This is a genomic window from Halomonas sp. 72, assembly GCF_052379785.1.
GTDB lineage: Bacteria > Pseudomonadota > Gammaproteobacteria > Pseudomonadales > Halomonadaceae > Vreelandella > Vreelandella citrativorans.
This window is the reverse complement of sequence record NZ_JBQSYY010000002.1, coordinates 174,237-194,133: the sequence shown is the minus strand read 5'-3', so window position 1 is coordinate 194,133 and position 19,897 is coordinate 174,237. Positions and strand designations below refer to the sequence as shown.

21 protein-coding genes are annotated in these 19,897 nt (G+C 56.9%); 16 read left to right on the top strand and 5 right to left on the bottom strand.

Annotated elements, in window-relative coordinates:
- The first annotated feature begins 26 nt into the window (after positions 1-26).
- The 12 genes from ACT3T6_RS02835 (at position 27) to ACT3T6_RS02780 (ending at position 11,673) form a co-directional block, all read left to right on the top strand.
- Positions 27-353: a HesB/IscA family protein gene (locus ACT3T6_RS02835; RefSeq protein ID WP_087106557.1), complete on the top strand. Its 327-nt coding sequence runs from the start codon at positions 27-29 to the stop codon at positions 351-353.
- 184 nt (positions 354-537) lie between these two features.
- A complete protein-coding gene (gene ndk, locus ACT3T6_RS02830; protein WP_087106555.1) occupies positions 538-963 on the top strand; it encodes a nucleoside-diphosphate kinase in 426 nt (141 codons plus the stop codon).
- Between the two features lie 83 nt (positions 964-1,046).
- Positions 1,047-2,231: a 23S rRNA (adenine(2503)-C(2))-methyltransferase RlmN gene (gene rlmN / locus ACT3T6_RS02825; protein ID WP_193055282.1), complete on the top strand. Its 1,185-nt coding sequence runs from the start codon at positions 1,047-1,049 to the stop codon at positions 2,229-2,231.
- 100 nt (positions 2,232-2,331) lie between these two features.
- Positions 2,332-3,069 (top strand): type IV pilus biogenesis/stability protein PilW, encoded by a 738-nt coding sequence (gene pilW, locus ACT3T6_RS02820; protein WP_193055281.1) that lies wholly within the window; start codon positions 2,332-2,334, stop codon positions 3,067-3,069.
- A gap of 36 nt (positions 3,070-3,105) precedes the next feature.
- Positions 3,106-4,089, top strand: a complete 984-nt coding sequence (locus ACT3T6_RS02815) for a RodZ domain-containing protein (RefSeq protein ID WP_193055280.1) — start codon at positions 3,106-3,108, stop codon at positions 4,087-4,089.
- 8 nt (positions 4,090-4,097) lie between these two features.
- Entirely contained in the window at positions 4,098-5,213 is a 1,116-nt protein-coding gene (ispG, locus tag ACT3T6_RS02810; RefSeq protein ID WP_193055279.1) for a flavodoxin-dependent (E)-4-hydroxy-3-methylbut-2-enyl-diphosphate synthase, read from the top strand.
- Positions 5,214-5,258: 45 nt separating this feature from the next.
- On the top strand, positions 5,259-6,554 hold the full coding sequence (gene hisS, locus ACT3T6_RS02805) for a histidine--tRNA ligase (RefSeq protein WP_193055278.1): 1,296 nt from the start codon (positions 5,259-5,261) through the stop codon (positions 6,552-6,554).
- An 81-nt stretch (positions 6,555-6,635) separates the two neighbouring features.
- Positions 6,636-7,292: a YfgM family protein gene (locus ACT3T6_RS02800; protein WP_193055277.1), complete on the top strand. Its 657-nt coding sequence runs from the start codon at positions 6,636-6,638 to the stop codon at positions 7,290-7,292.
- Positions 7,289-8,458 carry an outer membrane protein assembly factor BamB gene (gene bamB / locus ACT3T6_RS02795; RefSeq protein WP_193055276.1) on the top strand — a complete coding sequence of 390 codons (1,170 nt, stop codon included), beginning with the start codon at positions 7,289-7,291 and terminating at the stop codon, positions 8,456-8,458. Before ACT3T6_RS02800 ends, bamB begins: the two co-directional genes overlap by 4 nt.
- Positions 8,455-9,858 (top strand): ribosome biogenesis GTPase Der, encoded by a 1,404-nt coding sequence (gene der / locus ACT3T6_RS02790; protein ID WP_193055275.1) that lies wholly within the window; start codon positions 8,455-8,457, stop codon positions 9,856-9,858. Before bamB ends, der begins: the two co-directional genes overlap by 4 nt.
- 177 nt (positions 9,859-10,035) lie before the next feature.
- Positions 10,036-10,650, top strand: coding sequence for a hypothetical protein (locus ACT3T6_RS02785; protein WP_193055274.1), 615 nt, complete (start codon positions 10,036-10,038; stop codon positions 10,648-10,650).
- Positions 10,651-10,869: 219 nt separating this feature from the next.
- Positions 10,870-11,673: a M48 family metallopeptidase gene (locus tag ACT3T6_RS02780; RefSeq protein ID WP_172118609.1), complete on the top strand. Its 804-nt coding sequence runs from the start codon at positions 10,870-10,872 to the stop codon at positions 11,671-11,673.
- Between the two features lie 72 nt (positions 11,674-11,745).
- Here ACT3T6_RS02780 and aroE read toward each other — a convergent pair whose 3' ends face one another.
- The 5 genes from aroE to ACT3T6_RS02755 all read right to left on the bottom strand — a co-directional run bounded on the left by aroE (position 11,746) and on the right by ACT3T6_RS02755 (position 16,370).
- Complete coding sequence (gene aroE, locus ACT3T6_RS02775) at positions 11,746-12,567, bottom strand: shikimate dehydrogenase (protein ID WP_193055273.1); 822 nt, start codon at positions 12,565-12,567, stop codon at positions 11,746-11,748.
- Between the two features lie 46 nt (positions 12,568-12,613).
- Positions 12,614-13,537: an oxygen-dependent coproporphyrinogen oxidase gene (gene hemF / locus ACT3T6_RS02770; RefSeq protein WP_193055272.1), complete on the bottom strand. Its 924-nt coding sequence runs from the start codon at positions 13,535-13,537 to the stop codon at positions 12,614-12,616.
- 88 nt (positions 13,538-13,625) lie between these two features.
- A complete protein-coding gene (locus tag ACT3T6_RS02765; protein ID WP_193055271.1) occupies positions 13,626-14,183 on the bottom strand; it encodes an L-threonylcarbamoyladenylate synthase in 558 nt (185 codons plus the stop codon).
- A 51-nt stretch (positions 14,184-14,234) separates the two neighbouring features.
- Entirely contained in the window at positions 14,235-15,350 is a 1,116-nt protein-coding gene (gene dprA / locus ACT3T6_RS02760) for a DNA-processing protein DprA (protein ID WP_193055270.1), read from the bottom strand.
- A gap of 39 nt (positions 15,351-15,389) precedes the next feature.
- Entirely contained in the window at positions 15,390-16,370 is a 981-nt protein-coding gene (locus ACT3T6_RS02755) for a peptidoglycan-binding protein (protein WP_193055269.1), read from the bottom strand.
- Positions 16,371-16,499: 129 nt separating this feature from the next.
- Here ACT3T6_RS02755 and def point away from each other — a divergent pair, with 129 nt between their 5' ends.
- The 4 genes from def to ACT3T6_RS02735 all read left to right on the top strand — a co-directional run bounded on the left by def (position 16,500) and on the right by ACT3T6_RS02735 (position 19,795).
- Positions 16,500-17,015, top strand: coding sequence for a peptide deformylase (gene def, locus ACT3T6_RS02750; protein ID WP_193055268.1), 516 nt, complete (start codon positions 16,500-16,502; stop codon positions 17,013-17,015).
- Positions 17,016-17,205: 190 nt separating this feature from the next.
- Entirely contained in the window at positions 17,206-18,192 is a 987-nt protein-coding gene (gene fmt, locus ACT3T6_RS02745; RefSeq protein ID WP_193055267.1) for a methionyl-tRNA formyltransferase, read from the top strand.
- A complete protein-coding gene (rsmB, locus tag ACT3T6_RS02740; protein WP_193055266.1) occupies positions 18,189-19,538 on the top strand; it encodes a 16S rRNA (cytosine(967)-C(5))-methyltransferase RsmB in 1,350 nt (449 codons plus the stop codon). The genes fmt and rsmB overlap by 4 nt, the downstream gene beginning before the upstream one ends.
- Positions 19,539-19,588: 50 nt before the next feature.
- Complete coding sequence (locus ACT3T6_RS02735) at positions 19,589-19,795, top strand: dodecin (protein WP_172118637.1); 207 nt, start codon at positions 19,589-19,591, stop codon at positions 19,793-19,795.
- Positions 19,796-19,897: the final 102 nt, after the last annotated feature.

Sequence of the window (19,897 nt, the reverse complement as noted above, 5' to 3'; positions counted from 1 at the left end):
TAGCGCTTTTACAAGGAGCACGCCTTATGGCAACACTCAACATTACCCCAGCTGCCGCACAACAGATCCGCCATGTGCTTGATGAACGTGGCCAAGGCCTGGGGCTGCGTGTATCGGTCAAGCCCAGCGGCTGCTCGGGCTACAGCTATGTGCTGGACTTTGCCGATGAAGTCGGTAGTGACGAAGTTCTCTTTGAAGATCACGGCGCCAGCGTTTATGTGGCACCTGATGCACTTGAGATGCTGGATGGTAGCGAAGTGGACTATGTCAGCGAAGGGCTGAACCGCTTTTTCAAGTTCAACAACCCAAATGTTAAAGATGAATGCGGCTGCGGTGAAAGCTTTACGGTGTAAACCGTAGGCGCCAATGTCATCATCGGTATTCAACCCCCGTTTGAGGCGCTATAATCGCGCCCACTCGGTAATCGGTGGGCACTACCGTCATTTTGCCGAAACGATTTTCCTTCGCCGCCCCGGTTTGCCGAGGCGGCAATTTCTGCTTTATCCCTTTCTCTAAAGGCCTCAAGGAGATATTTACATGGCTACTGAACGCACTCTGTCTATCATCAAGCCCGATGCCGTTGCCAAAAACGCCATTGGCGACATCATCGCTCGCTTTGAAAAAGCCGGCCTGCAGGTTGTTGCTGCTAAAATGACCCACCTTTCTGAAGAGAAAGCGGGCGGTTTCTACGCCGAGCACAAAGAGCGTCCGTTCTTTAAAGACCTGGTGGGCTTCATGACGTCCGGCCCGGTGGTTGTTCAAGTACTTGAAGGTGAAGGCGCGATTGCCAAAAACCGTGATCTGATGGGTGCTACCAACCCTAAAGAAGCGGCCCCGGGCACTATTCGTGCTGACTTCGCGGAAACAATCGACGCTAACGCTGTCCATGGTTCCGATTCTGCAGAAAGCGCTGCGCGCGAAATTAGCTACTTCTTCGGTAATGACGAAATCTGCCCGCGCTAATTTTTAGCGGCGCCGTTTCAACATTCGTTGCCGGCCATTTTCGCGGGGGCCTGGCCCCCGCCCTTTCTAGAACGCTGACCACCATGACCACCACCGTAGCCCAACATACGCCCGCTCCCCAATCTGCGCCTGACAGTGAAACGCCAGCGGCAAAAGCGCCTGAGCGCCAGAACCTGCTTGGCATGTCGCGCGAACAGATGGAAGCGTTCTTTTTGTCGATTGGCGAGAAGAAATTCCGCGCCGCTCAGTTGATGAAGTGGATCCACCAGGAAGGTAGCGATGACTTCACCGCGATGACCAACCTGTCCAAACCGTTGCGCGAAAAGCTGGCAAAAGTGGCCGAAATTCGTGGTCCCAGCGTTATTTACGAAGGCACCTCAGCCGACGGTACCCGTAAGTGGGTATTAGAAGTAGAGGATGGCAGCTACGTTGAAACCGTGCTGATTCCCGCTGAAAACGGCAAGCGGCGCACGCTGTGCGTCTCTTCTCAAGTGGGCTGCTCGCTGGACTGTAGTTTCTGCTCCACCGGCAAACAGGGCTTTCAGCGTAACCTTACCGCCGCCGAAATCATTGGCCAGGTATGGGTTGCACAACGCAGCGTCGGGCCGCGCCGTGACACCGCTAACCGCCCGGTTACCAACGTGGTCATGATGGGCATGGGCGAACCCCTGCTCAACTTTGACAACGTAGTGCCGGCCATGAAGTTAATGCTGGATGACAACGGCTACGGGCTCTCCAAGCGTCGCGTTACGCTGTCGACCTCAGGCGTTGTGCCGATGATCGACAAGCTCGGCGACGAGATGGACGTAAGCCTGGCTATTTCGCTGCATGCCTCGACTGACGAGCTGCGCAATGAACTGGTGCCGATCAACCGCAAATACAACATCCAAATGTTGCTGGATGCGTGTCATCGCTACCTGTCCAAGTGCCCGGACAATCGCCAGGTCACTATTGAATACACCCTGATCAAGGATGTTAACGACCAGCAAGAGCATGCCGAACAGCTCGCCGCGCTGCTTAAAGAGTTGCCCTGTAAGATTAATTTGATACCGTTTAACCCGTTTCCTAACTCAGGATATGAAAAACCATCACGCAACCAGGTCATGCGCTTTCAACAGTGGCTGTATGATTTGGAGTATAACGCGACGGTTCGTATGACTCGGGGTGAGGATATCGACGCAGCCTGCGGTCAGTTAGTGGGACGCGTGAAAGACCGAACAAAGCGCAGCGCTCGCTATATCCAATCGGTACAGATTGACGCTGACTAAACGGTGCTTATCTTGACTTCCGACGAGCACAGCGCTTTGATGGACACGGTTTATTCGTTGTGCCGGCGGTTAGTTAGCTATTTACACCATGAGGATCAACATGATCTGTCACTACAGGCGTTTTAACCCGTTTAGGGTGCCCATGTTCGCTGTACTGTTGAGCAGCGTATGGCTCGCCGGTTGTGCCACATCAAACACGTTACCCTCCCAGGCAAGCAATGACGCCAAGGATGCGTATACGCAGCTCGGCGTTGCCTACCTGGAGCGCAACAACCTCCCACGGGCGCGCACCGCCCTGGGTCACGCGCTGGAGATCGACCCGCATCATGCCAAAGCATTGCAGGCCTTGGCCATGGTCTATCAACAGCAGGGCGACATCGAACTTGCCGACCAATATTTTAAACAAGCGATCGACGCCGACCCGACATTTACCCGTGCCCGCAATAATTACGCGGCATTTTTGTATCAGCAGGGGCATATTGCTGCCGCTTGCGATCAGTTGGAAAACGCATCTAACGATGCCCAGTACGCCAACCGTGCCCAGCTTTTTACCAACCTGGGCCAATGTTATTTGGCGCTGGAAGAATTTGATAAAGCGCGTGGGCGTTTAGCCCGCGCGCAGCGTATCGACCCGCGGCAGTCGCGGGGGTACTTGACGTTAGCCGAACTGGAAGTTTCACAGGGCAATTACCATGAGGCCTGGTCACCGTTGCACACCTATTTGCAGTTGGCCGGGCCAGACCGGGCAGCGCTGGAAATGGCAATTGATATCGCTCATGCCCAAGGCGACCATGCCACGGCAGCCGATTACCAGCGCCAGCTTGGCCTTATGAACTGACGCCCTGACCACTTAATTTTTTAAGGATGCTCAGCCATGAGCGACACACAGTTACAAGATAGCGTTACTTCCTCCCGTTCCACCTCCTCTCCCGGCGAGATGCTCTTGCGCCAACGAGAAGAGCTCGGCGTGCCCATTGGAGAGGCGGCGCGCGCGCTTAATTTACGCCCGGCCGTCGTTGTTGGCCTTGAGCATGATCATTATGACGAAATTCCGGTTATTGCTTACCGTCGTGGCTACCTGCGCTCCTACGCCAAATACCTGGGTCTGAGCGAGCATATGATCCTGGACGCTTACCAGGAGCGCTATGGCGCCGCGGATGCCGAGCGAAAAGTTATTCCGGTGGCGGTTAGTCGGCCCCCCTCAAAGCTGGGCGCCTGGCTATTTAAGCTGGTGACCTTGCTGGTGATTGCTGGCCTGATCGGCGTAACCGTCATGTGGTGGCAGAGCCGTGGTGGCAGCGAGCCGCCTGGCTTTAATGAGACGTCCAGCGTTGAAGAAGGTAGCGAAGTACCGCCGGTATCGGATACTGGCGCTGAGCCCACGCCGCCTCAGCAGCCCGCCATCACCTCGCCTGCCCAGCCGGAAAACGATACGGCCACGGGTGATACCGCTGGTAATAGTGAAACGCTGCCTACCGATAACGCGGAGCAGACCGCGACAGTCGACGAGTCTGCCGCGCTTGATATTGCGGCAGATACAGATGCGACCAATACTGATGCAGCAGACGCTGATGAAGGTGCCACCGAGGAAGCGGCAACGGCCCCGGCAGGCAACCCAGGCCAGATGGAGCTCACGTTTAACGAGCAGTCCTGGACTGAAATTTTCGATGCCAACAATCAACGTGTATTTGTTGGCTTACAAACGCCCGGCACCAATGTAACCGTTGAAGGTGTGCCGCCGTTTCGTTTAACCGTAGGAAACGCCACTGGCGTCGTACTGCGTTACCAAGGTGAGCAGATCAACCTTGCAGAACGCGCAGGCGCCAACAATGTCGCCCGATTCACCCTGGGAGAGTGACCCGTCTTATGCACGCCCCTTCTCCGATAAAACGCCGCCAGTCCCGCCAGATTCACGTCGGCAGTGTGGCGGTAGGCGGAAATGCACCTATTTCCGTACAGAGCATGACCAACACCAACACGCTGGACGTGGCGGCTACCGTTGGGCAGATTCAGCAGTTGGAAAAAGCCGGTGCTGACATCGTACGCGTCTCCGTACCGGACATGGACGCTGCGGAAGCCTTTGGCAAAATCAAGCAGCAGGTGGGTGTGCCGTTGGTGGCCGACATTCACTTTGACTACAAGATCGCCCTGCGCGTCGCGGAGCTAGGCGTTGACTGCCTGCGCATCAACCCCGGCAATATTGGCCGTGAAGACCGCGTACGCGCGGTGGTGAGTGCCGCACGCGATAACGGCATTCCTATCCGCATTGGCGTTAACGCCGGTTCGTTGGAAAAAGACCTTCAGAAAAAGTATGGCGAGCCCACGCCTGCCGCGCTGGTAGAATCCGCCATGCGCCATATCGACCACCTGGATCGGCTCGATTTTCAAGAGTACAAGGTCAGCGTAAAAGCCTCTGATGTGTTTATGGCCGTCGCGGCTTACCGTGACCTTGCCACGCGCATTGAGCAGCCGCTTCACTTGGGTATTACCGAAGCAGGCGGGCTGCGCTCGGGCACCGTTAAGTCGTCTATTGGCCTGGGTATGCTGCTGATGGACGGCATCGGCGACACGATTCGTGTGTCACTTGCCGCCGACCCGATAGAAGAGATTAAAGTCGGCTTTGATATGCTCAAAAGCCTGCGCCTGCGCGCCAAGGGCATCAACTTTATTGCCTGCCCCAGCTGCTCACGCCAAAACTTTGACGTTATCAGCACCATGAATCAGCTTGAAGAGCGTCTGGAAGACATCATGACGCCGCTGGATGTTTCGGTGATTGGCTGCGTCGTTAACGGCCCGGGTGAAGCAAAAGAGACCGATATTGGCCTGACCGGCGGCAGCCCCGCCAACCTGGTGTATATCGACGGCAAACCGGCCAGCAAACTGCGTAATGACCACCTGGTGGATGATCTTGAGCGGATGATCCGCGAAAAAGTGCGCCAAAAACAGCAGCAAGAAGATGACATGATCGCCCGCAGCGTTTAATGCCGGGGCCATGCATCAGCCAGGATGCAGAACGAGGAGTTTTCATTGAGCAAGTCCGCTGTTAAAAAGATTCAAGCCATCCGTGGTATGAACGACCTGTTGCCCAGCGATAGTCCTCGCTGGCAATTTTTTGAGACCAAAGTACGTCAGTTAATGCATCGCTACGGCTTCGATGAAATTCGCACGCCGATTGTCGAGCAAACAGCGCTGTTCGCCCGCTCGATTGGTGAAGTGACCGATATCGTCGAAAAAGAGATGTACACCTTCGACGACCGCAACGGCGATAGCCTGACACTGCGTCCTGAAGGCACTGCCAGCTGCGTGCGCGCAGCGATGGAACACGGCCTGCTCTACAACCAGACCCAACGGCTTTGGTACCAGGGTCCGATGTTTCGTCACGAGCGCCCTCAAAAAGGCCGCTATCGTCAGTTTCATCAGGTAGGTGTTGAGACATACGGCTTTGAAGGGCCGGATATCGATGCCGAAGTGATTCTGCTCTCGGCGCGCCTGTGGAAAGAGCTAGGCCTGTTTGAGCATGTCACGCTTGAGCTTAACTCGCTGGGTTCGTCCGAGGCGCGCGCCGCCTACCGCGATAAGTTGGTGACCTACTTTGAGCAGCACCGCGAGATTCTCGACGAGGACTCCCAGCGCCGTTTGATCACTAACCCGCTGCGCATTCTGGACTCTAAAAACCCGGCCATGGCGGACATGCTTAACGGCGCCCCGCAGCTCATGGATCATCTTGATGATGCATCGCGCGAACACTTCGAGCAGCTGAAAGCCATGCTGGATGCGGCGGGTATCCCCTTTGTGATCAACCCTCGCCTGGTACGCGGGCTCGACTACTACTGCCGTACGGTGTTCGAATGGACCACCAGTGCGCTGGGTAGCCAGGGCACGGTATGTGCTGGCGGTCGTTACGATGGCATGGTGGAACAGCTGGGCGGCAAACCGACCCCGGCGGTTGGGTTCGCCATGGGTATTGAGCGGTTAATCCTGTTGCTGGAGACGCTAAGCCTGGTGCCGGACGAAGCCTTGGGCGGCTGCGATGTCTACCTCCTGCCTATGGACGATAACGCAACGATTGCCGCGCTCACGCTTGCTGAACAGCTGCGTAGTGAGCTTCCCGACTTGCGCCTTCAACTGCACTGCGGCGGCGGTAGCTTTAAGAGCCGCATGAAAAAGGCCGATAAAAGCGCTGCGCCCATCGCCATCCTGCTGGGCGAGGACGAACTGGCCGAACACGCCGCCACGCTTAAGTTCTTGCGCGATGACCGCGAACAGCAGCGCGTGAGCCAAGCGGCACTTTCTGCCACGCTAGGCGACCTGCTGGCCCACTAAGCCAACCGAACAGGCGCTGTGCGCTTACAAATAACTAATCGCCGCTGTGCTGCGGCGATTTTATGCAATAGGAGGCCGCCCGTGGCGGATCGAAGCGAAGAAGAGCAGCTGGACATCGTTAAGCGCTGGTGGAAAGAGAATGGAACCTCTCTGATTGCAGGTGCCGCTCTTGCTGCTGCGGGCGTCTTTGGCTGGAATGCATGGCAAAACTATCAGCAAGGCCAGTCGGAAGCCGCCTCGGTGCGCTACCAGCAATTGGTCAACGTTGCCACGGCCAACGAGCTGGATGAGCAGCAAACGGCCAGCGCCCGCGAGCTCATTAGCGAGCTTACCGACGATTACGGCAAAACGCTCTATGCTGAATTGGCGCTGCTTATGGACGCTCGGTTAGCTGTACAACAGGGCGATATCGATGCGGCAAAAGTCTCTCTTGAGCAGGTAGCTGATAACTCATCGCGTCGCTATGTGCAAAGCCTGGCCTGGCTGCGTCTGGCACGCATTGAGGTCGCCAACGGTAATCCTGAAGCGGCACTTGCTTTACTGGATGAGCCGATCAGCGAAGCCCTGGCGGCGCAGCAAGCCAACGTCCGCGGTGACGCCTACGCAGCCTTAGGGCAAACCGATCAGGCGCGGAGCGCTTGGCAAAACGCGCAGGAACTTGCAGAGAGCCTCGACCAAACGCTTTACGGCGTACCATTCAAGCTTGACGATCTTGGCGCCGAGGAGGCGACACAATGATGAATCTGCGTCTTTCCAAACAGATCATGCGCGTGACGCTAGGTGCGGTAGCTATTGCTCTGCTGGCAGGTTGTGCCAATAAAGGCGAACCCGCGTATACGCCCAAAGAGCTGCGTAGCTTTGATGAAACATCAAATCTGACCACCCAGTGGCGCCAGAATATCGGCAGCGGCCTGGGCCGTGCGCGTTACCCTATCGCCCCTTCCCGTGAAGGCAGCACGATCTTTGCTGCCGATGCACAAGGCCTGGTCATGGCGTTAAACGCTAATACCGGTAATCGTGAGTGGCGCGTAGAGCTTGATACACCGATCTCCAGCGCGCTGACCGCGATTGCAGGCCAGGTCTACCTGGGCACTCGCAACGGTGAAGTAATTGCACTGGATCAACGCGATGGCAGCGTCAGCTGGCGCTCCAGAGTATCCAGCGAAGTGCTGGCCGCGCCTCAAGCCAACCAGCAATTGCTGGTCGTACAAAGCGTTGATGGTCAGATAACGGCGCTAGACCGCACCAACGGCCAAGAGCGCTGGGTTTATACCAGTTCTCAGCCTGCCCTTACCCTTCGCGGTACCGGGACGCCGATGGTCATTGACCCGGTCACTTTCGTCGGCCTCGCAAACGGACGCCTGGCCACGCTTGATAACCGTAGCGGCCAGCCGCTGTGGGATATGCAAATCGCCACCCCCAGTGGCCGTAGCGAAGTTGAGCGACTGGTCGATATTGCCGGCCAGCCGCTGATTACGCCTGACGGCCGCCTGTTTGTCACCAGTTACAACGGTCGCGTGGTGGCACTGGAAGCCACACGCGGCAGCGTACTCTGGGAAAGTAATCTCTCTAGCCGCCATTCACCGCTGATGGTGGGTAACTATCTTTATGTGGTTACCGACGACAGCCACCTCGTCGCGCTTGATGCCGAAAATGGCCAAGAAATATGGCGTAACAATGAACTTGAAGATCGCTGGCTTACCGCCCCAGCCTTTGCTGATGGCCGTATCGTGGTTGGCGATTTTGAAGGTTATGTCCATTTGGTCGACGCGCGTGAAGGTAACATCGTGGGCCGCACCCGGGTGCATAAATCCGGCATTAGCGTGTCCCCCATTACTGATGGCAGCACCATTCATGTCCAGGCCGACAATGGTCGTCTGGAAACCCTGGAAGTCACTCCATGACACCCGTCATTGCTTTGGTCGGTCGCCCCAATGTGGGCAAATCGACACTTTTTAACCACCTAACGCGTTCGCGTGATGCACTCGTGGCCGACTTTCCCGGCCTCACCCGCGACCGCAAGTATGGCAACGGCATGCTGGGCGGCAAAGCCTATACGGTGATTGATACCGGCGGTATCAGTGGTGATGAGGAAGGCATTGATGCGGCGATGGCAGAACAGTCGCTTGCCGCGATTGATGAAGCCGATATTGTCCTGTTCCTGGTCGATGCCCGTGCCGGGCTTAACGTAGCGGATGAAGCGATTGCCAACCACCTACGCGTTAACCAGAAAAAAACCTGGTTGGTGGTGAACAAGACCGATGGTCTGGAAGAGCACTCGGCCATGGCCGACTTCTGGAAGCTGGGCCTTGGCGACCCTTGGGCCATTGCTGCCGCGCACGGACGTAACGTTTCAACGCTGATTGATACCGTGCTTGAGCCGTTTCCCGAGCGCGACCCCAGCATTCCAGCGGATATCGGTTCCAAAGGCATCCGCATTGGGGTCATTGGTCGCCCCAACGTGGGCAAATCCACGCTGGTCAACCGCCTGCTGGGTGAAGATCGTGTCGTGGTGTTCGATGAAGCCGGTACCACGCGTGATGCTATCGAGATTCCTTTCGAGCGCCGCGGCAAGCCGTATGTGTTGATCGACACCGCCGGTATTCGCCGCCGCAAGAACGTTAGCGAGATTGCCGAGAAGTTTTCCATTATCAAAACCCTTGACGCGATTAAAGAGTGTCATGTGGCAGTGATGGTACTGGATGCCCGCAGCGGCCTGGTTGAGCAGGATCTTCACCTGTTGGATTACGTGCTGACAACAGGGCGTGCGCTGGTACTGGCGATCAACAAGTGGGATGGCCTGGAGAGCGAAGCAAAAGACAAGATGCGTGCCGATATCAAGCGCCGCCTGGGCTTTGCCGACTACGCTGAAATGCACTTTATTTCAGCTCTGCACGGTACCGCAGTGGGTGATTTATACCCCTCCATTGAGCGGGCATTTAATGCGGCCAACGCACACTGGTCGACCAACCGGTTGACGACCCTTTTACAGGATGCGGTCAGCCAGCACCAGCCCCCGATGGTTAACGGGCGGCGTATTAAGCTGCGTATGGCCCACCAGGGCGGCAGTAATCCGCCGATTATCGTTGTGCACGGTAATCAGACCGCGTCGGTTCCTGAAGCGTATCGCCGCTATCTGATCAATACTTTCCGTAAAGTGTTGAAGGTGCGCGGCACGCCCATGCGGTTTGAGTTCCGCTCAGGCGATAACCCGTTTGACTCTATGGCCGGGGCCAGTGATAAAGAGAAAGCCAAAAAGCGCGAGCTTACCCGCACTAAAGATGCGCGGAAAAGCCGTCGCTAAACGCTCTATGCGCTATCCCGCAGTAATAACGCCTGCTTGTTTAAGCAGGCGTTTTTTGTTTTAAGCTAACATGTACAAAGCTGCTTGACAGAAACCAGCGCGGCCCCTCAAATAGCCGCGCTTCTCGCTCATGCTCCCCGGCGCTTGCCGCCACCACCCTTCTCAGGAGGGAACCTTATGTTATATGCCGTTCGTTACTGGCGCTGGCTTGTGATGCTGAGTTTGGCAAGCCTGCTTACCGGCTGCCTTGCACTCCCCCAAACGGGCCTATTTGCCTTTCGCTTGGCCATTACCTCACTCGGCGTGGAGGATGTGCGTATTGGCCCCTACTCCGTTGACGCAGGCCTGGACACCAGCGACTTGACCAGCCTGCTGGCTTCAAGCCTGGGCATGGGTAGCCTGCCGGTTCAGGCAACACTCGCGATGGGCCTTGGGCTGCCTGCGGGGATGCCGGCGGTAGCCATGTCAGGCTTTAACTGGACGCTGGACATGCCAGGTGTTGACCCCGTGGAAGGGGAGTATACCCAGGATGTTTCATTAACCTCGGGCGACGGCGCCAATCTACGCCTGCCGGTGGCATTTGATATCCTGGGCACCGATGCCCAAAAAATGGCGCCAATGCTGAACCTGGTCCAGAAGCTTGCCTCTCAAGGCTCACTACCCGCAGGCAGTGAGCTTGCGATCACGCCGGGCGATTTACGCGGCCTAGGCATGACGCTACCGGCGGGGCTACTCACACCGACCATTCGCCTTAATGTGGGTGAAGATGGTCAGCTAATCCCTCAGCGTTAAGCTGTTTCTGCCCAGCATGGCAACAGAGGCTAGCCAATGCTCCACGTGGTCAAGTCATCTGGTTAAATGTCGGCTCAGTTCAGCGTTTCCCCCTAGCCTCAATCCCTGTCCTTAATCACTGTCCTCAAGTGCATTAAGTGGCAACAAGGGGATTGATTTACCCTGCACAGTGGTTATCTTGTGTGCATGGAATTCAATCATCTTTAAGGAAATCATCTCATGCGTTGGCTTCGTCCCTTTGCTGTTACTGCGCTATGCGCTTCTTTAGCGGCCTGTTCAACGTCCCCTACCGGACGCTCGCAATTATTGCTGCTTTCTGATGACCAGCTTAACGAGATGGGCCAACAGGCATTCGCCCAGTACCAGCAGGATATTCCTACCGCAGGCCAGGCAAGCCACCGCTATGTGCAGTGCATCACCAATGCCATCGTGGATGTATTACCGGCTGAACAGCGTAACCTTGACTGGCAAATCCGGGTATTTGAAGCCGAACAGCCCAACGCCTTCGCACTGCCAGGCGGTTATATGGGGGTCAACACCGGCATGCTGAATGTTGCCACCAACCAGGATCAACTGGCCTCCGTGGTAGGCCATGAAATTGGTCACGTACTTGCCCGCCACGCCAATGAGCGGGCATCGACCGAAAACGCTACGTCACTAGGGCTTTCGGTTATTTCCAGCGCATCGGGTATGCAAACCCCTGGCGGACAACAGCTGATGGGCGTGCTGGGCATGGGCGCGCAATACGGCATTGCCTTGCCGTTCTCACGTAGCCATGAAAGCGAAGCGGATGTGATTGGCCTGGACCTGATGGCACAGGCAGGCTTTGACCCGCGTCAAAGCGTTACGCTCTGGGAAAACATGCAGGCCGCCTCGGGCGGTGGCGCGCCACCGGCCTGGATGTCGACGCACCCAAGCCAGGGGCAGCGCATTGAGGGCCTACAAGCCAATATGGACACAGCGCTTGCCACCTACGAGCAGGCGCGCAACAGCGGGCACACACCTAACTGCCAGCGTCCGTAACCCTTTGCTTTAATTTGTAACGATAAAGGGCCGATCCATCTCGGCCCTTTTTTGATGAACACATGCAAGCGGCTAACCCGCGTTGAGCATTCTGCGCAGCATCTGGCGTACCTGAGTCGTCTCGGGGCGTACATTTCGCCATAGATAAAATGCTTCAGCGGCTTGCTCTACCAGCATTCCCAGGCCATCCAACCGCTGGGCACCATGCGTTCCTGCCCACTTCAAGAAAACCGTTTGCGTAGCGCCATACATCATGTCGTAGGCCCAGGTATCGTTTGCAAACAGATGACCCGGCAGAGGGGGTAAATCGCCCGTTAGGCTGGCACTGGTTCCGTTGATCACGACACTAAAAGGGCCTTTTGCTGCCTTAAACCCTCCGCCGTGAATCTCGCCCAAATCAGCAAAATCGTCGGCCAATTGTTGGGCTTTTTCAGCCGTTCGGTTAACGACCACCACCTCGCCAGGCTTTTCTGCGAGTAACGGCTCTAAAATTCCCCGCACGGCCCCACCAGCGCCCACCACCAGGATGCGCTTATCGGCAAGCGCTACACGGTTATATGCAAGGTCGCGTAACAAGCCAACGCCATCGGTATTATCGCCGTAAGTAAGGCCATTACCTCCGACTATCAGCGTATTCACCGCACCAGCCCGCTGGGCACGCCTGCTCAGGGTATCGCAGAGCGCAAACGCCTCCTCCTTAAAGGGTACGGTAACGTTGGCCCCCCGCCCGCCTTTATCAACGAATGTGCGCCAGGCATCGGTAAAGCCATCCAACGGCGCCAGTTGTGCTGTGTATTCAATTTTTTGCTGTGTTTGCAGGGCAAATTCGTTATGAATGAGGGGGGATTTTGAGTGCTCAATGGGATTACCCAATACGCAGTAAAGGTCACTCATCAACTCGTTCCTGTACGCTGTTTTATATTTCTGTGGATCACGATGTTTAAGCCCTATCCGACACGTTGAGCCAGTCTCTTGGCACCAGGTAATCATTTAGCGTGGCTTCAGCACTCTCAGGGGCAGGCGTATAGGCATACTCCCAGCGCGCCAGTGGTGGCATCGACATTAAAATTGACTCGGTGCGCCCGCCGCTTTGTAAGCCAAACAGCGTTCCTCGGTCCCATACGAGGTTAAATTCTACATAGCGGCCGCGACGGTAAAGCTGAAACGCTCGCTCACGCTCGCCCCAATCATCCTGTTGGCGGCGCTTAACAATCGGCACGTAAGCCTCTAAAAAGCTATCGCCCACGGCGCGTTGAAAGGCGAAACACTCCTCGAAACTGCCAGCATTCAAATCATCGAAAAACAGCCCGCCCACCCCACGGGTCTCATCACGGTGCTTTAAATAAAAGTACTCGTCGCACCACGCTTTATAGCGATCATAAACATCATCGCCAAAAGGGTCGCAGGCGGCTTTGGCCACCTGGTGCCAGTGCACCACGTCCTCAAGCACCGGGTAGTAGGGCGTTAAGTCAAAGCCTCCACCAAACCACCAGACGGGCGTTTCGCCCTCTTTTTCAGCAATAAAAAAGCGTACGTTGCCGTGGCTGGTAGGGACATGCGGGTTTTCAGGATGCAGCACCCAAGAAACTCCAACCGCATGAAAGCTGCGACCGGCAAGCTCCGGCCGGGCTGCCGTTGCCGAGGGCGGCAGTTGAGCACCATACACATGGGAAAAGTTGACGCCGCCTTTTTCAAAGACACCGCCCTGCTCAATCACACGTGAGCGTCCGCCACCACCCTCCTCACGCTGCCAGCTGTCCTCCTTAAACGCAGCTTTACCGTCAGCCGCGGCCAGCCCCTCACAAAGCCGGTCTTGAAGGCCGAGCAGGTACTGCTTAACGTCGTCTAAATGCTCGTGCGCCACGATGACTCCCGTTCAAAATTCTTACTACACAGTAATCTTCACCATAGCGCGTTTAAGCACTTGGTACTTAAGCCGTTTACGTATCTCTTTAAGCGCGCATTACCTGGCCACTGGCTAAATCACGGATAGTGCTGGGTCGTGGATTCCCACCCAGCTCGCCCGCTACTATCGCGGCGACTTCCTGCCCAAAAATAGCGGCGACTTCTTCATCGCTCATGGCAGGTGCCTCACCCGCACGATTGGCCGATGTCGACACCAGTGGCCCGCCAAACGCTTCGCATAACGCTTTCATTAAGGGGTGGTCGGTCACGCGTAAGGCCACGCGTTGATGAGCACCGCGAACCAGCGCATGGCTGCGACCGTTATCCGGCACCAGCCAGGTGTTAGGGCCAGGCCAACTGGCCGCAAGTGGAGCATGCAGTTCAAGCGGCAATTGGTTTAGCCAGGGCTGAAACTGCTGGATACTGGCCGCCACCAAAATAATGCCTTTGGAAGGATCGCGCTCTTTCATGCGCATTAACCGGGTAAGCGCTTCATCATTATCCGGGTCACAGCTAAGCCCCCACACGGCTTCGGTGGGGCACGCAATAACACCGCCAGCATGCAGTGCATGAATGGCAGCTTCGAGGTCGACAGCCGGTTTCATTGGCTCTCCTGCTCTACAAGCAATTAGCGATAAGAGAATGCTCACATCCTATCATGGCCTGGGTAAGCGTACCCAACCACCCACCTGCTGAGCGACCCATCCATCAAGCTCCAGCATCAATAACCGCTGCTGGCAGCTGCTGACAGACTCCCCGGTATGCTGAACCAGTGAATCAAGCGGCACCGGCGTTGCCGATAAAACGTTAAGCAGCTCATCAGGCAGTGGTTCGCTTGATGGCGCCATCGCCCCTGAAGGGGGAGACGAAGCCTTCACGGACGCGGGTAAAAAGCTACCCGCCCACTGCTGCAACTCTTCAAGCATATCGTCGACATGGCGCACCAGCGTTGCGCCATTCCGCAACAAGTGCAGGCAGCCTTGAGCCTGGACATTGTGCAAAGACCCAGGCAGGGCAAAAAGCTCCTTGTTCTGCTCCAGGGCCAAGCGAGCGCTGACCAACGAGCCGCTTTTCTCGGTGGCTTCGATCACTAACGTCCCCAATGAAAGCCCGGTCACAATCCGGTTGCGGCGCGGGAAGAACGCGGGACGTGCCTTGGTGCCCGGCGGATGCTCTGATAACAATAACCCGCCAGGCGCGCAGCTCAGTTGCTCATGCAGGTCGCGATGTCGAGCCGGGTAAATAACGTCCACGCCACAGCCTAACACCGCAATACTGCTTCCACCGGCACTCAGCGCGGCACGCTGTGCGATGCCATCAATGCCCAGCGCCATACCGCTGACCACGCACCAGCCTCGGCGAGCCAGTTCCCGCGCAAAGCCCTGGGCATTGGCATTACCTTCCGAGGTGGGTTTGCGGGTTCCCACCATGGCAATCCTTGGCCCTTCAAGCGCCTGTAAATCCCCTTGAGCCCAAAGAATGGTGGGCGGGTCCGGTAACTCGTTGAGCAGCTCAGGCCAGGCCGGGTGGTGACGATGCAGAATATGTCGCGCTGGTCCGCTCTGCTGCCATGCCCGCGCATCGTCTACGCATCTCTGAAGCGGGCTGCGCTCGGGGTGTTCAAGCCACAGCCGTAAGGCACTGGCGGCGTTAGCGGGCAGTGTCGCCAGCCAACCTTCCGGCCAGCGCGGCTGGCGTGCCACCATCTGGGTAATGCGCAGTGCGCCCATGCCCGGCAAGGCGTTGACCACTAACCACTCACTGGTATTCATCGACGCTCCTCAACGTGCATGCTGAATATCCCCATTGCGTTATAAATCCGGAGTCACCACACGATCACCCACTTCCAGCATGCTGGACGCTTGCATCACCAGCGCATAACTCACCTGCTGGTAAGGCTTCACTACCATTGCCCAGCCCGCTGGGCTCGGTGGCAACGGCGTTACTGCCTGGCGACGCGCGTCGAAAACAGTTTCGCTGGGCGAATTCACTTGAAGCAGATGCCCTGGCTCCAGGCCGTCTTGCGCGCCTACATCCAAAGCAATGATGTGCAAGGCACCTATAAAACGTACGCCGCCGGGCACGGCGAGAATACGACCGTTTATTGCACTGCTCGGCAAGCGGGGTTGAAGCGCCGTTCGAGGCGCATCGGGTTCCAGGGCAAGAATAAGATCGTTACTACGCACCTCTTGATGAGCGCTAAGCACTTCCAGCAGGGCAATATCCTCCTCACTGCGTACAAGGCGAGCTTCGCCGATGTGACTTAACGCCTGCCCCAACACCGCGCCGTCGTCAGCGGTATAGGTCTGTGTCTGACGATAAATACCGAAGGTGGCAAGGCCCGTCGTTGCTCTATTCGTCACGTTGCTCGGTACGCTTTCCAGTGCGTGGCTCGGCATAGCGCCACGGGCGTAAATCCGGTCACCTGCACCGTTGATCAATCGCTGATGCTCGCCGGCCAACACATAGGCCATCTCAGGCTGGCGCACTCCGGCTTCTATTACTCGGTGTTCACGCCAAAAAGCGTTAAGGCTTTCAAGCGAGAGTGCGCCGAGTTCACTTACCCTCGCGTCTAGCGCTCCATCGGGCATTGGCAAGGTGCGTATTTGGGGAGAAAGCGTCACCACCGGCAGCGTTTCAGCGCCAACGGCGTGAAGACTTATTAACAACCCAGACAGCAGGCTTACTACCCTCTTGAGCACGCCACAAAGCGCGTTTTGTCTTGCCGCGCGGCGCATAAAGTTGGCTAGCACTATCCCGTACTCCGTGAAGGATGTTTCGATCATTTTCATGGCGCTTCACCGCATGTGCTGATGCCCAGGAGCGCTGCCAGCGTGATATAGTGGCGATTAGCAAAGTACCAGGCCGCCGCTATTCGGCCTGATTATCCAAGATTTAGCTTAACGATGACGGTAATCCCCATGGCCAAACTTCCTATTCTCGAATTCCCCGATGAGCGCCTGCGCACCAAGGCGGTACCGGTGGAAACCGTTGACGACGAGGTCCGCCAGCTTGTCGACGATATGTTAGAGACCATGTACGACGCGCGTGGCATTGGCCTTGCAGCCACCCAAATTGATGTCCATCGTCGTATCGTCGTCATGGACGTAAGCGAAGATAACTCGCAGCCGCTGGTGCTGATCAACCCTCGCTATACGCCGGTCGGCGAAGACCAAGAGCCGCTTTCTGAAGGCTGCTTGTCGATTCCCGAGCACTACGCGGAAGTGCCGCGCTTCCTTACGGTAAAACTCAACGCGCTTGACCGTAACGGCGAGGCGTATGAGCTTGAGGCCGATGGCCTGCTGGCGCACTGCATTCAACACGAGTACGACCACCTTGAAGGTGTACTGTTTGTTGATTATCTTTCGCCACTAAAGCGCGACCGCATCATGAAAAAAATGCAGAAACGTCATAAGCTGATGAAAGACGACGCTTAACAGCCATCCGTTTTAGCACAGTTTACTTCGGTTTTTGTAGAAGTTTTGTAAATGAGCGTATTTAAAACGCTTAAGGCCGAGAAGCCTGGTACTCCATACAACGGTACAACAGCCGTTGTATACCCTGCTTCTCGGCCTTTATTGTTGCCCCAGGCTTTCTCATTTCCCCTGTCACCAGGTACCTGTTGTCATGTCACAGTTGCGCGTTGTTTTTGCTGGCACGCCTGATTTCGCTGCCTCAAGCCTTGCGGCCCTACTGGCTAGCAAACATAAGGTAGTGGCGGTTTATACCCAACCCGACCGCCCGGCAGGTCGTGGTCGCAAACTCACGCCAAGCCCCGTTAAAAAGCTTGCTCTTGAGCATGCGCTTCCGGTCTACCAGCCACAAACGCTAAAAGACCCGGCCGCTCAAGCGGAGCTTGCCGCCTTAAACGCCGATATTATGGTGGTCGTGGCGTACGGTTTATTGCTGCCTCAGGCAGTATTGGACACACCGCGCCTGGGGTGCATTAACGTCCACGCCTCACTGCTACCCCGCTGGCGCGGCGCCGCCCCGATTCAGCGCGCGATTGAAGCCGGTGATAACGCCTCGGGCGTTACCATCATGCAAATGGATGCAGGGCTTGATACCGGCGCCATGCTGCACGAAGTACGCACCCCGATCACCGAGCAAACCACCGGTGGCGACCTGCATGACTGCCTGGCGCTTCAAGGCGCCACTGCGCTCACCAGCGTGCTGGATAAACTGGCCAACGGTAACGCCAGTGCGACACCCCAGCCGGAAGAAGGCGTTACCTACGCCACCAAGCTCAGCAAAGCAGAGGCCGAGCTGGACTTCACTCAGCCTGCTGAACGCCTTGCGCGTAAAATCCGCGCCTTTAACCCCTGGCCGGTGGCGTGGTGTCAGATGGGTGATGACCGCTTACGCTTACTCATGGCAAGCGTTGCAGCCGGTGAACAGGGCGCAACGCCGCCCGGCACGCTGCTTGAAAACGGTGAAGACCATCTGCGTATTGCCTGTGGCCCGGAAGGCCGCGAGGTTTTATGTATCAGCAGCGCCCAACTTCCTGGCGGTAAGGCCATGGCTGTGCGCGACTTACTCAATGCCCGCCATGCCCGTTTGACGCCCGGTAACCGCCTTGGTCAGCCTGAATCCCAGCAAGGAGACGCTTTATGAGTCAGCAACGCTCACAACACGGTAAACGCGCATCAGGCAATAGCGGCCAGGACGTGCGCGCCGCCGCCGCCCGTGCGTTAGCGCCGGTTATTTCTCAGCAAGGTTCACTGGCCGCGTTGGATGAGAACAGTGTCGTTGCCCGCGACCGGGGCCTTTTAAAAGAGCTCTGCTTTGGCACCTGTCGCCAGCTTCCACGTTTGGAAGCGCTGGCTAACAGCCTCCTAAAGCAGCCCTTTAAAAAGCGTGACAGTGATATTCACGCGCTGCTGCTGCTGGGTATTTATCAGTTGCTGTATATGCGTATTCCCGCCCACGCGGCCGTCGGCGAAACCGCCGGTGCCGCGCGCTTGTTGGGTAAAGAGTGGGCGACCCGCGTACTCAATGGCTGCCTGCGCCGCCTACAGCGCGAGTCGGATGAACTCCAGGCCGCCGTTGATAAGGATGAGAGTATTGCGCTGGCCCACCCCCGCTGGCTGCTGGAGGCACTACGCAACGCCTGGCCGGAGCAGTGGCGGGCAATTGTTGAGGCAAATAATCAGCCTGGCCCTATGACGCTGCGCGTCAATCAGCATCACAATGACCGCGAAGCCTATATAGAACGGCTGACCGAACAAGGCTTAAGCGGTGAACTCTGCGCCCACTCGCCGGATGGCATTACCCTTAACACGCCCTGCGATGTCACCCTGCTACCCGGATTTTCCGAGGGCCACGTTAGCGTACAGGATGAGGCAGCCCAGCTGTGTGCTGCGCTACTTGGCCCGGCCCTGGCACCTCGCCCCGGTGCGCAGGTATTGGATGCCTGTAGCGCGCCTGGCGGCAAAACGGCCCACTTGCTTGAACAGTTTGATATTGCGCTAACCGCCCTGGATAGCGATAACCAACGCCTTTCGCGGGTAGAGAGTACGCTAGACCGATTAGGCCTATCCGCCACGCTTCAGAATGTGGATGCCACCCAGCGCGCCTGGTGGAACGGCACACCGTTTGAGGCTATTCTGCTTGACGCTCCTTGCTCGGGCACCGGCGTTATACGGCGCCATCCGGATATCAAAACACTGCGACGCAAAGAGGACATCCGCAAGCTGGCCAAGCTACAGCAGCAGCTACTGGACAATTTATGGCCCATGCTGCGCGAAGGCGGCACGCTGTTATACGCCACCTGCTCGGTACTGCCTGAGGAGAATGCCCAACAGATCGAGGCCTTCCTGGCGCGCACACCTGATGCCAAAGTGACCACGCCCAGCGATGTGGCCTGGGGTATCCAAAGCGGTCAGGGCCGCCAGCTATTTCCAGAGCAAGGACGTCATGACGGCTTTTTTTATGCCAGGCTTGAGAAGCAGTCTGCCTAGGCGCGTTCTGGTGCCAAGGCAGTGAACTCATGACTAAGGATGGAGATACCATGACTCACCACACCTACAAGCACATAGAAATCACCGGCTCTTCCGAGAAAGGCATCGAGGAAGCCGTGCAGAATGCAATCGCCAAGGCGTCCGAGTCTATCCAGCACATGCGCTGGCTAGAAGTGACCGATACACGTGGCCATATTGAAGACGGCCGCGTGGCCCACTGGCAGGTCACCGTTAAAGTCGGTTTCACGCTGGAATAATCCTTACCTGCATTTCGACGGCGGCTGGTTTACACTGGCCGCCGTCTTTATTGCAGCGCATTACGTTAGATATACAACGCTACCTATTGCGCTGGCGCTTTC

What these genes read in the sequence shown, in the direction of transcription:
- ACT3T6_RS02835 (WP_087106557.1), top strand. Translation starts at nt 27, where the DNA reads ATGGCAACACTCAACATTACCCCAGCTGCCGCACAACAGATCCGCCAT.
- ACT3T6_RS02765 (WP_193055271.1), bottom strand. Translation starts at nt 14,183, where the DNA reads ATGAAACCGGCTGTCGACCTCGAAGCTGCCATTCATGCACTGCATGCT.
- ACT3T6_RS02785 (WP_193055274.1), top strand. Translation starts at nt 10,036, where the DNA reads ATGTTATATGCCGTTCGTTACTGGCGCTGGCTTGTGATGCTGAGTTTG.
- rlmN (WP_193055282.1), top strand. Translation starts at nt 1,047, where the DNA reads ATGACCACCACCGTAGCCCAACATACGCCCGCTCCCCAATCTGCGCCT.
- fmt (WP_193055267.1), top strand. Translation starts at nt 17,206, where the DNA reads ATGTCACAGTTGCGCGTTGTTTTTGCTGGCACGCCTGATTTCGCTGCC.
- rsmB (WP_193055266.1), top strand. Translation starts at nt 18,189, where the DNA reads ATGAGTCAGCAACGCTCACAACACGGTAAACGCGCATCAGGCAATAGC.
- pilW (WP_193055281.1), top strand. Translation starts at nt 2,332, where the DNA reads ATGATCTGTCACTACAGGCGTTTTAACCCGTTTAGGGTGCCCATGTTC.
- ACT3T6_RS02755 (WP_193055269.1), bottom strand. Translation starts at nt 16,370, where the DNA reads ATGAAAATGATCGAAACATCCTTCACGGAGTACGGGATAGTGCTAGCC.
- ACT3T6_RS02815 (WP_193055280.1), top strand. Translation starts at nt 3,106, where the DNA reads ATGAGCGACACACAGTTACAAGATAGCGTTACTTCCTCCCGTTCCACC.
- ACT3T6_RS02735 (WP_172118637.1), top strand. Translation starts at nt 19,589, where the DNA reads ATGACTCACCACACCTACAAGCACATAGAAATCACCGGCTCTTCCGAG.
- der (WP_193055275.1), top strand. Translation starts at nt 8,455, where the DNA reads ATGACACCCGTCATTGCTTTGGTCGGTCGCCCCAATGTGGGCAAATCG.
- ACT3T6_RS02780 (WP_172118609.1), top strand. Translation starts at nt 10,870, where the DNA reads ATGCGTTGGCTTCGTCCCTTTGCTGTTACTGCGCTATGCGCTTCTTTA.
- ndk (WP_087106555.1), top strand. Translation starts at nt 538, where the DNA reads ATGGCTACTGAACGCACTCTGTCTATCATCAAGCCCGATGCCGTTGCC.
- def (WP_193055268.1), top strand. Translation starts at nt 16,500, where the DNA reads ATGGCCAAACTTCCTATTCTCGAATTCCCCGATGAGCGCCTGCGCACC.
- dprA (WP_193055270.1), bottom strand. Translation starts at nt 15,350, where the DNA reads ATGAATACCAGTGAGTGGTTAGTGGTCAACGCCTTGCCGGGCATGGGC.
- aroE (WP_193055273.1), bottom strand. Translation starts at nt 12,567, where the DNA reads ATGAGTGACCTTTACTGCGTATTGGGTAATCCCATTGAGCACTCAAAA.
- ispG (WP_193055279.1), top strand. Translation starts at nt 4,098, where the DNA reads ATGCACGCCCCTTCTCCGATAAAACGCCGCCAGTCCCGCCAGATTCAC.
- bamB (WP_193055276.1), top strand. Translation starts at nt 7,289, where the DNA reads ATGATGAATCTGCGTCTTTCCAAACAGATCATGCGCGTGACGCTAGGT.